Here is a 15,229-nt window from a genome sequence, read left to right on the forward strand (position 1 = left end):
TTATTATATACCTGAATGTTGCAACCCATTCACCGCTTTCCTTTTATCCTTGCTTTTCATCAAATACGCTGACGCTTCGTAATGAGTTGATAGATTAAATATACACTCATCAGAAAAACCCCATAAACCGCGATGACAACTAGCGATCCCATTGCTCCGGATTGAATGCTATCTCCAAGATAAGTGAAAACCAATATAAATGGGATTTTACCTAGGAGCGTTGCGGTTAGAAATATTTTGAATGACAAACCAAATGTGCCCGCATAAATATTAATGAGTGCCGCTGGCATGATGGGGATCAGCCTTGCCAATAAAATCGACCAAAAGACGCGCGTCCGTAAAAAATCATCCATACGGCGTAATTTTTTTGAGTTTTCGAGCCAAAGCATGCCCATATCCTTAAATAAATACCGCACTAAAAAATACACGAGCACTGCTGCACTCGTCGAAGCTATTAAATTGATGATTCCGCCATTTAACAACCCGTATTTCGCGCCAATGATTCCACCAATTAAACCGAATGGCACCCCGGGTACAGCCGCTAGAAGCACAACAATGATAAATACGAGTGGAAAGAAAACATCCTCCTCTTCTCTAAGCCACGCGATTAACTCATTCCATTTTAATATCATCACCAACAGAAGCACGATATTGATAAAAACGATCATCCACTTGCTAAAACTCAAGGGCATCACCTTTCAATAAAAACGATTAAATCACAGCAGAATAGCATTAAGCCTTCGGAATTCTCGCTACGACTTCTGTACCTGCATTTTGTTCACTGAGCACCTTTAATTTTCCATTAAATGATTTGATAATTTGGAAGCATACCATCATACCTAAGCCAGTGCCGCTTTCCTTCAAGGAATAATAGGGTGAGCCCAGTCGGTCTACTTCCTCTTTCGACATCCCTATTCCCTCATCTTTTACACGTATTTCCACATGTGATTGATCCAAAGCGATGCATGAGGCCCAGACCGTTCCGCTATCAGGTATGGATTCAATCGCGTTTTTCATAATGTTAATTAGGAATTGGTTCATTCTTTGGGCATTTCCGTGAACGATGCAGTTGCTCTCAATATGGGTTTGGATAATCACGTTTTTGCTTAGCGCATAATTTTGCAACAAAGCCACGGCTCGTCTTAGTTGATCAGCTACGTCCACGTCAACATCTAAATCCGAGAGCGGTTTCCCAAAACTCAAAAACTGATGAATAATGTTGTTTGCTTGATCCAATTCTTCAATAGACAGCTTAATATACTGCTTCTTCTTATCAGGCATATCAGGCGTATCGAGCAGCTGAAGAAAACCCCTGGCTACCTGCATCGGATTACGGATTTCATGGGCAAATACACCTGTTAAATTTCCAATCAGCCGCAGCCTTTCCGCATTTTGAAGCTCTTTGCGCATCGTATGGATCTCTGCCATGTTCTCATTTAAAGCGGTCATCAACCAAGCTATTCCAGCTGCACATCCGAAGTGCAAAATTTGCAGCGTTAGGCTCTCAGTTGTAATTCCCTTAAGGACCGAGACAAATACAGTACCCGCCAAGCAATAATACGACGATAGCAAAACGGCAATTTTAATTCGCTTGTTTTTGCTGGATACTTTAACGAATGTCTTCTGAAAATAAAGAATAACAGAAAATCCACAGGCAATAGCCAGCAGCGAGCTGTAAAAGCCGGTATCGACGCCTAAATAATATCGATATATAATGACCAAAAGCGATAAGAACACACCTGTTCTTTGACCGCCATACAATGTACCTATCAGCAAGGGAACGATTCTGAAGTCATGATGCATGCCGTTTCCGTAACTTATTGGAAATGACATACAAAGGAAAACTGAACTTCCCCAAAGCAAAGCTAGAAAAAGGTTAGTATTTTTTCTGATTTGAATATGGCCTAACAAATAGGCCTGATATATGCCAACTGGCACAATGACTAATGATAACTGCAGCAAGAAGTCTTTGATTATGCTCAAATGCCGCCACCTCACCATCCATTTGAATAACATGGACATGCATCTTTTATCTAACACAAAGCCCAATTATTTGCTAAATAAATTGTACAATGAACATGAAGAAATTAACAAGATTCCGAATAAAAAAGTGAATGTTGCTGTCGAATTTAGCGTTATACTTTGACGGCATATCGTAAATCGGTTTTGAGTATTGCTTTTTCTACCCATGGGTGAAAAATTTATTGTATGTTAAACTATATGAACAACAAGCAATAGCAGATTTAACACCTTATACGATAAAGGAGTCGAATTATGTTTCATCCTGAACAATACGAAGGAACTCTCGAACAAAAATACGAGCTAGCGATCCGCCAGCTACAAGCCTTGCTGGATGGTGAAACCGATGTTATTTCTAATCTGGCTAATGCATCGGCGTTGCTAAATCAATTTTTAGATAATATCAATTGGGTTGGATTTTACATCTATCGGGGGAATGAGCTCGTTGTGGGACCGTTTCAAGGCTTGCCGGCCTGCGTTCGTATCCCGTTACATCGAGGCGTCTGCGGGAAAGCTGCAAGCGAAAGACTGACCGTCAGAGTTGGAAATGTCCATGAGTTCCCGGGACATATCGCATGCGACTCCGCTTCTCAATCAGAAATTGTTATTCCTATCATAAAAGACGGCGAGTTGTTCGGCGTTCTCGATATTGATAGCCCTGTGCTCGATCGCTTTGATGAGGTTGACCAGCATTACCTAGAGAAGTTCGTCAATCAATTAATCACCTATTTATAATTTGAAAAAGCTTCGAGTAATCGTATTTTAGCGGTCGCAGCCTTAGAAAATTTAGTTGTCTGAAAAAAAAACGAGCCTCAGAATCGCTTCTCGAGGCTCTTCCTATTAATCTGCATAACAAGTTCTTGCGATATTTATGGTTTATTCGGTGTTTTCGCTTCGGATCGAATATCATCTCGAATCATAGCAACCAGTTTTGCAACTTGCTCGTCCGATAATGCACCCGACGCGATTGAACGTGCGGCGGCCGGAACGTACCAAGCCCGTATCTCTTCCTCTGTTACCCCGGATAGCTTACCGTACTCGTCGACGAAAATTTCATAGGCTGCATGACGCCAAGTTTCAAAAAAAGCAATGACGGCAGCCGGTGTTTCCGGTGGCAAGACGGCATATTCAATCATCACACAAACTTCCGCGACGTCTGCGGCTGGGTTGCCAAGCGAAGCATGCATCCAGTCTACCATGAACGGCATACCGTTTCTTAATATCAAATTGCCTGGATTCGTGTCACCGTGGCAAAGCTGTCGTTTAACAGGCAAAAGATCCATATACGCATGGATGGAAGTGATTTCGTCATTGGTAAATGCTGCAGGCCGGCCGATAATCGCTTTTAAATGCTCCATTTGTTCAGTAGCTACGCCGGAGACGTTTGCTTTGTGAATGTCATTCAGCACTCTCGCATATTTTCGTAGATCGCTGTCTGCCTCGTTAAAATCGATCACTCGAAAAGAATACAAATGTTCAAATATTCGGTTCAAGATCGTTTCCCCGACTATCTTTTCGAAAATAATACCGTGGCGCCCATCACAGGTCACAAGTTCAAACGGGCGAGCGGCTGGAAGCCCGCTTTCCCAAGCAGCGGAGCAGTTCCGATATTCGAGCTGAACAGCTTCCGGCGGCGTGCTTGAATGAAACAGCTTGACGACTTTGTCGTCGCCACCCCATTCGTAAACTTCACAACTTGAGCCTATACCTATACATTTGCCTAGCATCGTCAACTGAAAGACCTCCTTATAACGATCGGTCATCCTAGGGTTACTCTCCAACTTAAAATTCACAATAATAGTATAATAATCCGTCTACTAATACCTCCGTCTGGGGATGTAGTTGTTAGAATTTGTAGAGACAACTTCAGGAATGACTCGCATAATGGGCACTATTTAAAATGACCTCGAGGCTTTTTACCGCTCCATCTCTCGTCCACCTTCTCGTTTACCGATTGATATCTCGCATCTACGCTGATTCGATACTGGTTTGTCGTATTCTCGAGCGAACAATGAAGCAAATACATCCCAAAGATGAGAACATCTCCAGCTTGAAAAGCCATTGTCGCCCACTTGCCGCCGAATTTTTCCGTAATTACAAGCGGATCATCCGTATAGTGGCCAATGCCATCCCGGTCCGAATCCTTCGAGCCGTACGTGCGCTTCAATTGTTCAAACCGGTGCGATCCGAGACAGATGGCGAGACCACCCATCTCAAGCGAAACGTCACCTAGAGGAGACCAAACGGTGTATACATGCTGTGTGCCTCTGCCCATATACACAATGTCATAGTGAGCCCCTGTGAAATCTCCTTTTCCAACGGCTCTGAGCCATTTATATCGATAAGTAAGAGCTTGCTCGCGAAGGAAATCATCGAAGAAGCGCATCACATGCTCCCCGTTCAATACGTTAAGCAATTCAGGCAAATCCTCGTTGGTGCCACCCATAAAAATACTTCTGCTGCCATCGGCCATGACTCCTTCCTCAAGCAGCGTGTCCCGAGCGATCTTCCCGGTTCTGTCCATTTTCTCTAAAATGCTCATTCGGGCACGAAGCACTTGTTCCCGTTCATGAAACCCGCGAATCAGCAAATATCCGTCATCCTCCATCCGCTGACGCAGTGCCGCCATATCATGGATAATATCGTTTGAGCTTCTCAATTCAGTTAAGTGCGGACCATTCATCTCGAGTTCACGACTGCCTACCTTGACCATCATTGCGAATACACTCCCCTGCCAATTTGTCATCAAATTATTCTCAATTTTGTTTGCTTTCTATAAGTTGATTGTAGGTTAAATCAAGGTGCTCATCCATGGATAACGGTATTTATTTCATGTATAATTGTACAAAAGATGATCCAATAAATGTATATAAGCCAATGTTTCAATGTATTTTAGAACTTATTAGAGGTGACAGACACAATGTCCTACATGAACATCCCCTATGGTTTAGAAGGAAAATCAATTCCTCCTTGCCATTTTAATTCCATCTGGAAAGTACAAGCAAACGACGCGTACCAAGTAACCAAAGGAGAGGGATTCGCTGCCCCCGGCTTGTTTATTACCTATAACGGAAAAGGAACCCTGACTCAATTAACAGATCGGATTGAACTGAATGCAGGTTCATATTTTTTCGTTCAGGAAGCTGTTGCGTCTACTTATAGGTGTCAAAATGATGATTGGAAGTTCTATTTTCTTGACTTCAGCAGCCTGGAAATCGCGCACTTTCTCCAGCTTCCCGTCGGTGAGGTCCTTTCAACGGATAAAATGACAGAGGCCATTCAACTCTGTGAGCGAATGATTGACAATCTGATTGCACAGCCGACCGGATACGCTTATACCGCTAATATTTTGCTGCAAGAAATACTGCTCTTGTTCGCCCGGGAACTATCGATAGAAGATACGTTCCGTCATACGGAGCTGAGCAAGATCCTAATCGATATGCATAAAAATATGGACAAGCCATTCCGGGTCGAGGAATTCGTGAAAAAAAGCGGCTTGTCCCGCACGTCTTTCTTTACCCGTTTTCGTTCCATAACCGGACTGTCTCCAAGCAACTATATGTTAAAGCTAAAGCTGGAGTCGGCAAAAGCATCCCTCGAAACGACAAATTTGTCGGTTAAGGAAATCGCAGCTACGCTGCATTTTTATGACGAATTTCACTTTTCAAAACTGTTTAAAAGAAGCTGCGGACTATCGCCAACCGCATTTCGCCGCCTGAAAGTATCGGGACGGCAGCCACCGGAGTTTTCTTAGAGCATTTGATTTTGAGCATTAAAAAATCGCCCATCCGCCGATATAGCCGGCGAATAGGCGATTAGCTCTACCTAAATCAATCGTTTTTTGTTCGATTAGCTTTAACATATTTAAGCTGGGCCACGATGATGACGCTAATGATAACTAGGAGGAACCACGAGCTGATCTTGCTGAAACTAACCAACTGCCAGGTTTGATGCTGATCAGGGTATTTCCAAGCATCAAAAAATGTAGCTATATTCTCCGCTAGCCAGATAAAAAAACCTACAAGGATAAAGGCGAGCGTTAAATGCATTCGATAAGCAGTAGTCCGTACCCGATATATAATCCGTGTTTTCCAAAAGACGATAAATACAAGCGCAGTCAGCCACCAACGAAAATCAGGAATAAAGTGATGCGTAAAAAAGTTGAAATAGATCGCCCCTCCAAGCAGAGCCGCAGGCGTAAGCCCCGGCCACCCTGTCATGTCCATTCGCAGTCTCCGCCATACCTGGCACATAAAGCTTGCTACACTTGCATACATAAATCCGCTATAGAGCGGGACACCGAGCAGCTTCGTATATCCTGGCTCAGGATATTCCCACGATCCCATCGATACTTTATAGATTTCCAGACACAGACCAATAATGTGAAAAATACAGATTACTTTGATTTCATCAAGCGTCTCTAATCCGCTGCGGTACATGAAATATTGCACACCAAGCAGAATCAGAAGAATGGCATCATAACGATAAATGAAGGGCAGCTCTATTACGCTTGAGAGAGCTAAAGTTCCAAAGATCGCAACAGGAAAAATGCAGCTCATCGCCTGATGATAACCAAAATGCAAGAGTTGAATGATCGGTTTCAATTCTGTTTATCTCCTCTGCATGCCCAATTAATCGTACGATTCATCAAATGGACATGTGTAATCGCGATGTAGGCCGCTCATTTGACTTAAACCAAGAATAAAGGTGAAATCCCTATTGATAAAGAGAAAGTTTCTCGTTTAATATTTCTTATTTTGGGTTAGTCTACATCGTTTTGAGATGCTAAACAAAAATAAAATACCAAGTCCTATAACCCTAATTTTTGACCTTTCTCCAGCCTTAGAATTCTGCTTTCCCCTTCATTAGCCAGCTCTCTAAACTGATTTATGGTTTCACGCATCCTTGGGAGCGCCTCCTGCTTATACGTACTAATCGAATCCAGCGCCGACAGCACATCAACAAACGCCTGTTTCATCGTATCGACTGAAATATTCGTTTCGAGTGACTGCTTTTGGATTGCTGCGCCCTGATCCTTCAGCATTTTTGAAGTGCCGCTTATTAGATTGTCAGTAGTCTGATTGAGAAGCTCAATCTTTTTAAGGACAATTCTCTGATTGTAGAGGGCGCTTGCCACCGTAACTGAGATTTTCAAGGCGGAGACCGTAACGTTTCTAGCTCTGTCTACCCCTCTGATGAGCTCCTTATTATTTCTCATAACAACCTCAATGGCCATGATCCCCTGCTGATTAACGACCAACATTTGCTGCAAATCCATGAGGCGCTGGCGCAAAGGAAACAATACCTCCTCCGTGATAAAGAGAATTTTATCTTCAGACTCCTGGCGAAGCTTTGCCGCTTCAATCTGAGACTCAATCTCAGCATCCATTAACACGCCTAGCTGGATTTCCTTTTGAAGCTTTTTAGTGAGCTCCCTGAGCCCATACTGTTCGAGCTCCAAAGTTGTGTTATCATTCTTTAATACCGTTTTCCCCTTATCCAAAGATAATATAATGTCCGAAATGACCGCATCCGCTTTCTGGTATTTCACAAAATAACGCCGTAATGGGTTAAACAGCATGCCTAACAGACCGTTTTTGGCAAAATCCACGACGCTTGGATCTAAATCTTTTAGCTGAAGATGCAGCTCCGTCAAGCCCTTGGCTACTTGCCCGCCTTCATCCCCTGTTTTGGATAAGTTTCCTACAGCTACTTGTAAGAGAGCATTTTTTTCCGAGGACGACCTCATTGATCCCATTCCGAAACTATCAATGGATTGCAGCACCGCTCTCCGCTTCTCCAATGACTCCATATCGAGTGCCAAAATCGTTGAAACGTTGTTTAAGGCCAGCTCTTTTAGCTGCTTTATTTCCTCAGGCTCAGGCTTTACCTGCTCCTCGATCGCCGATTTCAGCTTCTCCTCGCTGATTACTTCCATCGTAAAAGACATTGCAGCGCCTCCTCATTGGTTCGTATTACATCTGAACGTTGAGCAAATTGCCGATCTTATAAACAACATCCTCTGTATCTGCGTTGATGCTTGCCGCCTCATTAATGCTTGAAATGCTTTGAAGAGCCTTGATGTTCGCATTATAGCCAATCGTATAGACAGGGATGTTGAACGTCTCAATCAATCCTCTGATATCCTTAAGCGAATGCCCTTCATTCGTCTCTCCATCGCTCAAGACAAAGATCAGCGGCTTCACCTCCGGATGCAAAGCCACCTCATCCTGAAGCATTTTCATCGCCACCACGATGCCGTCAAAAGTAGCTGTCCCCCCGCTGGCCTGAAGACTGTTTATCGCTCCGACAAACATGGACTGCTGATTCGTGTCGTACTTCCCGATAGGAAGATTGATGGCAACATCGCTGGAGTAAGAAACAAAACCAATACTATTGTCACGGCCTAAATACTTTTGTCCTTTCAATAACGATTCCTTCAATCGGTTCAACGGTTCACCGCCCATGCTTCCCGACACATCAGCTACGAACACGGCCGCGATCGGCTTGCTCCCATCCTTCTTCTCCTTCCACAGCTTCTGCGCGGCAGACAAGAGACTGCCATCCACCACTTCAAGCTCAGACTGATAATCTTGAAGACCATTAAAACCCTTCTCCTCAGCTATACGCTGATATTTTTCCTGCTCAACAAAATCGGCAAACTTCTGTATTATCTCCAACTTATCATTGGGCAGATCACCCAAAGCGTAAAGCGGACTGTCATGCCTAACGCCAAAAGGAGTGAACACATAACCTGCTTTAAAATCCGTTGCATTCACAAAGGTTTGATATTCTAAAACAAAAGCATCCAGCATGCCTGTCTTTGCTGCGTCACGCATTTGCAGCGTGGTTGATGCAATAAAAGGGACATTGGCCTGAAACTTCTCGAAGCCTTGAACCGCTTTCTCCCCAAGAAGGTCAGTGCTGTCAAAGGTTCTGAGGGCAGTCACCAGAAAATTTAAACCTGTAGAACTGGCAAAAGGATCTGTATACCCCATAGCCAGCTCATTATCCGCAATCGCATCTGTAACCGTCTTAATATTCAGAGCACCATACTTGCTTACCAGCTCATCATACTTTTTCTTTGTTGTTACAATACCCGTAACATTACCGACAAGACGCTTAGATACAAGCTGAGCAGCGATTCCATCCGATTTAACCATTTCTCCCCATAGTTCATTTGAAGGGGTAAATCCATCTGGTACATATTTACCTGACCTTATATATTCGGTAGCTGTACCTGAAGCGATATTACGGATCATGACAGATACCGGTTTTCCATTTATCGAGATATTGGATTTATTGAAATCGGTGGCCACTTCATTTAACCAGCCGTCAACACCTGTACCAGATTTCTCTGTGGATGAGAAAATTTCTACGAAGCTGTCGGTCGTATTGGTTACCGATACTGGGAACTTAGAAATATCGGGTAATGAATCGCCGATCTCTACAGGATCAAGGTCGATTTGGCCCTTTATCTGTTCCGTAGTCGTCACAGAAACATCTTTATATAGTTTATCAAGCTTTTTAGCCGCATCCTCCGAGGTGACCTGAGTCTGGGTTTTGCCTAAATTGGACGTTAAACTGATCCCTAAATATACAAGTAAAAATACAATCACAGCAATCGAGACTAACACCACAAAAGCTTTTCCTTTACCTGCCATAGCTGTCCCCTCTCAATGCTTATAAAGTTTGGTCTGCTTGATTAACAAATCAATTTCCTTCATACACGGCATTTCCTCGACATCTCTATAATCAGCGCTGTTTAATAGAGATATTTCCAATAATAATTTATCTAACTTTAATAGAATTTCTTCGTTTGCACCAAGATAACCCGTGACGTAAGATAAGTACTCGTTGTATAAATCGTTTTTTTCTTTCACAAGTTTGTCAGAGAACTTCGCGGACTTTTGCTGACTGGCAAAGCTTGCGTACCCGGAGACATCGAATACAGATAATTGATTAAGAATGCCCCGAATATTGAGATAGAAAAGCTTCTCAACCTCATGGATAACCGAAGCAAACTTCTTGTAGCTTATCTCCGTCTGATCAAATCGCTGGCTAAGCACCTCAGACAAAGTGAGCTTCTTCTTTTCAATTCGTTCCAACTGATCAAGGGCAAGGGAAATATCCTTCTTTAGCCCTTTTGCATTTCGATAATGGTTAAGCGCAGCGATAAAATCCTCACGCGTCACTATTTTCTTGACAGGCGCCGCAGCAGGAGCTTTAAAGAGTAACGCATAACTCCCGTAAAGCAGTACAAGGAAGCTCACCGCCAACAAAGTTATGCCTGAAGCTGTTTCAAGTACACTTTCACCTCCTATTTCCACACCTAAAATTCCCGGTGACAGAACGATAATATTAAGGATCGCAACTCCGCCTACAAGCCCAAATAGTTTCAAGGATCTCCCGTTATCCAACGTACACACGTCCCCCGCTATTACTGTAACTTACTCCGATTCAGCTGATTTAGAAGCGTCAAGCTCATCATTCCTTCATGGATAAAATGAAGATATAACACTCCTTATGTTTAATTTATTCAGAGAATAACCGAACAAGCCCCTAAATCTTGCTCATTATCCGATTGATTTTATTAATGGGAAAAGAGATCCCTAAGGATCTCACTAATTTATATGAGCAATAAAAAAAGCTATCTGGAAGGTTGCTTGCAGCTATCTTGCTCGTTGAATTCACCATCCTAGGGGAATGACCATAAAATAACGGAGTACCGAATTTCTGAGGAGTGAATGTTTTGGTCAAATTGACTTTAGAAGCTGCAAAACAATTGCTTGCAGTCGCAGAACAGAAAGCCCGGCAAATGGGGCTGTCGAGCGATATCGCGATCGTAGATGAAGGGGCCAACCTAATCGCGTTCCATCGTATGGACAATGCCCGAATTGCTGGTATCGACATCTCCCAGAACAAGGCTTGGACTAGCGTAGCCATGCAGATGCCGACAGCCAACCTTGCGCAATCGGCGCTTCCGGGCGGTCCCTCGTTCGGCATCAATACGACCAACCATGGCAGACTTGTCATCTTGGGCGGTGGCATCCCTCTCGTTAGTAAAGACAAAATCATCGGTGGAATCGGGGTAAGCGGGGGCACGAGCGCTCAAGACATCGAGGTGGCCAATGCTGCGGTTCAAGCCTTCAATAGCCTGCTTGGATTTGGAGACACGGCCATGACTAGCGCTCGCATCGGCTCTACCATTCGAACAGGTAGACTGGCACAATAGAAAGCTGTTGCTAGCTCAATCGTGTTAATCACTTCCATTATATCCTCGAAGAAAACTAAAAAAGCTGACGCCGATGGAGAATCGACGTCAGCTTGCTTCCTCGTTTGAACACAAAATATACGTTCCTATAATTACAACTCGTTATTTGTTTTCGGGATAGCTGCTAACGATGTTGGAAATAAACCATGTGTCAGGGATATAGAAAGAGACGCCACCCCAATCAATAGGGTCGACCTCAATCGAAGCAACAATCTGTATTTGTTCGACCCCTGCTTTATTTCCCTTGACAAAAGCGGTTCCCTTAGCGGTTGTATTCAAATCTGTAGATTCGGAATTTACTCTAAAGCTTTTCAATTGAATGACTTTTTCGTTGACTGCCGTATCATGAATAGGTTTTTCTTGTTTTGTAGACTGCTGAAAGAATGCTCCACCATACGAAGAAATGACCTAAAATTTGCCGAGTACCTCCGATTTTGTACGATCTCAGCATGGTAAATGAGCTCTCCCTACCCGTCCTAGCTTATATCAAGAAAGCGTTCTAACCGGCGTCCCGGATAGATAAGCTTCAATATTTTCAACCACGTCTTTATAAAAAGCCTCATAATTCGCTTTCGATACATAGCCGATATGCGGCGTAGTAAGAAGATTCGGAAGCGATCGATAGATATCGTCCTTCGGCAAAGGTTCCACCTCGAACACATCTACCGCGGCGCCGGCAATTCGGCCATTCTGCAAAGCTTCGGCAAGTGCACCTTGATCTACGATCGGAGCGCGGGACGTATTGATCAAATATGCCGAAGGACGCATGCGTTCGAGCTCTGCGGCACCAACCAACCCTCTTGTCCGATCGCTTAATACAAGATGAATGGATACAAAGTCGCTGCTCTCCAAAAGCTCCTCCTTAGAAGCGGCTAATCTCACTCCAATCTCGTCGGCCCGCTCTTTCGTTAAATTCTGGCTCCACGCCGTAACGTTCATGCCAAACGCGTGGCCAAAATTGGCGATCTTGCTGCCCAATTTGCCGAGCCCGAGTATGCCCAGCGTCTTGCCGTACAAATCTGCTCCAATGGTGCTTTGCCACTGACCGCTGCGAATCGCGTTGTGCTCCTGCACAATGTTGCGGGCTAGCCCCAAAATCAAAGCCCACGTGAGCTCGGCTGTTGCGTTACCTGCGCCTTCCGTGCCGCAAACGATAACTCCTTGCGAAGTGGCTGCGGTCATGTCGATCGACGCATTGCGCATGCCTGTGGTAATTAGCAGCTTCAAGCGGGGAAGCTGAACAAGAAGCGATGCTCGGAAAGGCGTCCTCTCACGCATAATCACGACAATCTCGCAGTCTTCGATCTGTTTGACCAGCTCATCCGGTTGATCGATATGCCGATCGATGCTCTTGACCTCCACCTTGTCCAAAATCCGAGACCAATCCGTGGCAGTAAACGCCACTTGCTGATAGTCGTCTAATATTGCGCAGCGAAGTTTCATATTGTATTTGCCTCCTTCCAATTTAAAGCGGACGCGGGCAAGCAATGAAGCCACCCGTAATCCATGCTTGTACATCGAACACATAAATGTATTTACAGTATATTGCTGTCTTAAGATCCTTGTAAACAGCTGGCGAAGCCTTAGCCTTTTTCAGCATAGTCATAGAGCAATAATCCTTTGACACGCGCGAAACCCCGCTCATTAATGCAAGGGGATGTGCTGGAACAAGGCTGCCTATTTCAACCGAATTGAAAAAAGAAATTAAGAGCTCGACAACAAGCAAAACGCCGCCCAGGAGCTGGGAGGCGCGATCCGGGTCTTCAAGGTGAATATCAGCGGAATCGTAAGCATCCATCAATACTTCAATAAATTGGATTTTTTACATCCGAACAAGAATGCAAATAATTAAAACCGATTATGATCTTCAAATGCCACTTGAATAATTCTAGATAGGGAATAGTACAAATTCTTCTTTCATACAGTACCTTAAAGATTGATGAAGGAGATGCTGCCATTGTTAGATCAGTCATTTGTAGCTCGTTCTTTAGAAGAAGTTAGATTTTGGTCTCGAATTATGAAAGAGCATTCTCTTTTCCTTAAACTGGGTTTCCGTTGTGAGGATACCCAATTAATAAATGAAGCAAATCATTTCTATGCCATTTTTGAAGCCATCGAAAATAAATCCAATGCCTTTACCATTGGAACAGATCCCGCTGTAATTAAAAGATTTAATGAAGAAGTGCATACTGCGGTCTCATATATTTGGGCTTTCAAAAGAAAAGTACTCGGTTTAATACTGACGTGTCAACTTCCGGGTGCAAACAACTTCCCATTGTTGGTCGATCATGTGAGCAGAGAAGCTAATTATTTCAGAAATCGGTTGTCGGAATTAAATTCCGGTCGGCTTGAGCCACTGCCTGATGCAATAATTGACGAGAATGTTTTCTTTTTAAGAATCATGGCTGATCACGCCAAATTCATCAGTCATTTACTTGATCCTTCCGAGCGGCAGCTAGTGGAACAAGCAAATCATTTCAGTCAAGAATTTGATACTTTACTATTTCAAGCAAAGGACTTGGAATCTATGCGTCCTCAATCGCAAACGGTTCCGCTGCTTGACCAATTTCTTGATCAGAACAGGGTGTCAGTTAAATCGCTTCGTGACTTTAAGAGGACAGCCCGTGATCTCATCGAAGCCTGTCGTATAAAAAGTATCATTCATCCGTTATTAGCTGATCACGTATTTCGGGAGGCCGAACATTTCCTTGTAATCATTGATATGTTTGAAAATAGCTTGACCGGCAAACCTGCATAAGCAATCTTGCTTAACAGAAGCTTACAAAGCTGCTCAGGCTGATGAACTAATGATCCTCCTTCTTTTTAGCCAATATTAGTTTTTTCAAAGCCGTTCTTGCGTATTGTCCTTCTCCATCCGTCCACCCATTTATTTTTCTGAAATCAGTATTGTCTGTAATCTGGTCTATGTTACCGATCAAGCGTGTTTCTGCTAACAGCTTCATATCGGCATCTACAATTTGATTCGCAATAAGTCTGGCAACCCCTTCACCATTCATCACTTTGAAAGGGCGATCATAGAAGTATGAAACATCATTAGGAATCTTCTCTGTGACCTTTAGTCCGTTGTGCATCTTTGATAAATGTTTATAAGCATCATTAAATGCATGCTCACGTTCTCGCCATGTAGTTGCCGTTTGCGCAATCCAAAGATAAGGCATTAGTTGATCACTGCATTTCAAATGCTTGAATGCTGTACCAAACCATTTCGGATAAGGGGCATATTGACGCTCCATTAGGAAACAAAGGTTTATGATATCACGGACAAGGCGTGAAGCAATAATCGCTGAGCCAAGCTCGTCGCCTATAAAGCCTGAACGAAGCATTAGATGTTCTTCTTGACCGATGCGTTGCCAACTTGATGCCATTAAGTACAACCAAACATCTTGAGGATAATAATCGAATTGATTCCTTAAATTGTAAAGTACTCGATGATCGTCCCTGTAAACAGCTCCTCTAGTTATCTCAAGAAGCGACTGCGAAGGAAACGTAAGCCAATCCACTGGCTCTATTGGTTCATCTCTGTTAATAGCCAAGCAGCCTTTAATGAACTTTGGCACCGTTGTAATTACGCTCATTCGTACATCAACCGGAAAGCCATAAAACCGTTCCGGAGCTCGTGCGTGTAAAGATCCTTGTATTTGGTCGGAATACCCGATATCTTGTTCGTTAAGAAATAGATATACCCGAGGTCCCCAATCGTGATCAGTTGACATTTCCGTATCATAGCCAAGCACTTCACTACCGGGACCCATTAGAGCCGATGAATAGGACAAGTAAGGATAGGTGTCCGTCAAGACCGGCTCAACGACTTCCATATCAAATCGGCGACATAATTCTATTCCATTTATAAAAGGCATTCTTGATTCCTCCACTTCAAGTGAACAAGACATCCATTCAATTCAATTTACACATTAT

15 protein-coding genes are annotated in these 15,229 nt (G+C 43.5%); 4 read left to right on the forward strand and 11 right to left on the reverse strand.

The window, feature by feature from the left end; translation table 11 throughout:
- Positions 1-59: 59 nt before the first annotated feature.
- Both A7975_RS07220 and A7975_RS07225 read right to left on the reverse strand, forming a co-directional pair.
- Positions 60-686 (reverse strand): TVP38/TMEM64 family protein, encoded by a 627-nt coding sequence (locus A7975_RS07220; RefSeq protein ID WP_065384628.1) that lies wholly within the window; start codon positions 684-686, stop codon positions 60-62.
- A 46-nt stretch (positions 687-732) separates the two neighbouring features.
- On the reverse strand, positions 733-1,983 hold the full coding sequence (locus tag A7975_RS07225; protein WP_065384629.1) for an ATP-binding protein: 1,251 nt from the start codon (positions 1,981-1,983) through the stop codon (positions 733-735).
- Between the two features lie 291 nt (positions 1,984-2,274).
- Here A7975_RS07225 and A7975_RS07230 point away from each other — a divergent pair, with 291 nt between their 5' ends.
- Positions 2,275-2,754 (forward strand): GAF domain-containing protein, encoded by a 480-nt coding sequence (locus tag A7975_RS07230; protein WP_053376462.1) that lies wholly within the window; start codon positions 2,275-2,277, stop codon positions 2,752-2,754.
- Between the two features lie 134 nt (positions 2,755-2,888).
- Here the strand turns inward: A7975_RS07230 and A7975_RS07235 are convergent, their stop codons facing one another.
- Together A7975_RS07235 and A7975_RS07240 are read right to left on the reverse strand one after the other, a co-directional pair.
- A complete protein-coding gene (locus tag A7975_RS07235; protein WP_065384630.1) occupies positions 2,889-3,782 on the reverse strand; it encodes a phosphotransferase in 894 nt (297 codons plus the stop codon).
- Positions 3,783-3,910: 128 nt separating this feature from the next.
- Positions 3,911-4,735: a phytanoyl-CoA dioxygenase family protein gene (locus tag A7975_RS07240; protein WP_065384631.1), complete on the reverse strand. Its 825-nt coding sequence runs from the start codon at positions 4,733-4,735 to the stop codon at positions 3,911-3,913.
- Positions 4,736-4,939: 204 nt separating this feature from the next.
- Between A7975_RS07240 and A7975_RS07245 the strand changes: the two genes are divergently transcribed.
- On the forward strand, positions 4,940-5,773 hold the full coding sequence (locus A7975_RS07245; protein ID WP_065384632.1) for a helix-turn-helix domain-containing protein: 834 nt from the start codon (positions 4,940-4,942) through the stop codon (positions 5,771-5,773).
- Between the two features lie 76 nt (positions 5,774-5,849).
- Here the strand turns inward: A7975_RS07245 and A7975_RS07250 are convergent, their stop codons facing one another.
- The 4 genes from A7975_RS07250 to A7975_RS07265 form a co-directional block, all read right to left on the reverse strand.
- Positions 5,850-6,623: a DUF817 domain-containing protein gene (locus A7975_RS07250; RefSeq protein ID WP_082198020.1), complete on the reverse strand. Its 774-nt coding sequence runs from the start codon at positions 6,621-6,623 to the stop codon at positions 5,850-5,852.
- Positions 6,624-6,829: 206 nt separating this feature from the next.
- Entirely contained in the window at positions 6,830-7,969 is a 1,140-nt protein-coding gene (locus A7975_RS07255) for a toxic anion resistance protein (RefSeq protein ID WP_053376466.1), read from the reverse strand.
- A gap of 25 nt (positions 7,970-7,994) precedes the next feature.
- On the reverse strand, positions 7,995-9,683 hold the full coding sequence (locus A7975_RS07260) for a vWA domain-containing protein (RefSeq protein WP_053376467.1): 1,689 nt from the start codon (positions 9,681-9,683) through the stop codon (positions 7,995-7,997).
- Positions 9,684-9,695: 12 nt separating this feature from the next.
- Positions 9,696-10,439 (reverse strand): hypothetical protein, encoded by a 744-nt coding sequence (locus A7975_RS07265; RefSeq protein ID WP_065384633.1) that lies wholly within the window; start codon positions 10,437-10,439, stop codon positions 9,696-9,698.
- Between the two features lie 332 nt (positions 10,440-10,771).
- Here A7975_RS07265 and A7975_RS07270 point away from each other — a divergent pair, with 332 nt between their 5' ends.
- On the forward strand, positions 10,772-11,254 hold the full coding sequence (locus A7975_RS07270; RefSeq protein WP_065384634.1) for a GlcG/HbpS family heme-binding protein: 483 nt from the start codon (positions 10,772-10,774) through the stop codon (positions 11,252-11,254).
- 525 nt (positions 11,255-11,779) lie between these two features.
- On the opposite strand, the gene A7975_RS07280 is transcribed toward A7975_RS07270, so the two are convergent.
- Together A7975_RS07280 and A7975_RS07285 are read right to left on the reverse strand one after the other, a co-directional pair.
- Positions 11,780-12,736, reverse strand: a complete 957-nt coding sequence (locus tag A7975_RS07280) for a D-2-hydroxyacid dehydrogenase family protein (RefSeq protein ID WP_065384636.1) — start codon at positions 12,734-12,736, stop codon at positions 11,780-11,782.
- A 22-nt stretch (positions 12,737-12,758) separates the two neighbouring features.
- Positions 12,759-13,091: a hypothetical protein gene (locus tag A7975_RS07285; protein ID WP_065384637.1), complete on the reverse strand. Its 333-nt coding sequence runs from the start codon at positions 13,089-13,091 to the stop codon at positions 12,759-12,761.
- Positions 13,092-13,250: 159 nt separating this feature from the next.
- Here A7975_RS07285 and A7975_RS07290 point away from each other — a divergent pair, with 159 nt between their 5' ends.
- Positions 13,251-14,051: a DUF2935 domain-containing protein gene (locus A7975_RS07290; RefSeq protein WP_483295893.1), complete on the forward strand. Its 801-nt coding sequence runs from the start codon at positions 13,251-13,253 to the stop codon at positions 14,049-14,051.
- Between the two features lie 46 nt (positions 14,052-14,097).
- Here A7975_RS07290 and A7975_RS07295 read toward each other — a convergent pair whose 3' ends face one another.
- Complete coding sequence (locus A7975_RS07295; RefSeq protein WP_065384639.1) at positions 14,098-15,171, reverse strand: DUF4037 domain-containing protein; 1,074 nt, start codon at positions 15,169-15,171, stop codon at positions 14,098-14,100.
- Positions 15,172-15,229: the final 58 nt, after the last annotated feature.

It is taken from the genome of Bacillus sp. FJAT-26390 (assembly GCF_001682865.1).
Taxonomy (GTDB): Bacteria; Bacillota; Bacilli; order Paenibacillales; family Paenibacillaceae; genus Pristimantibacillus.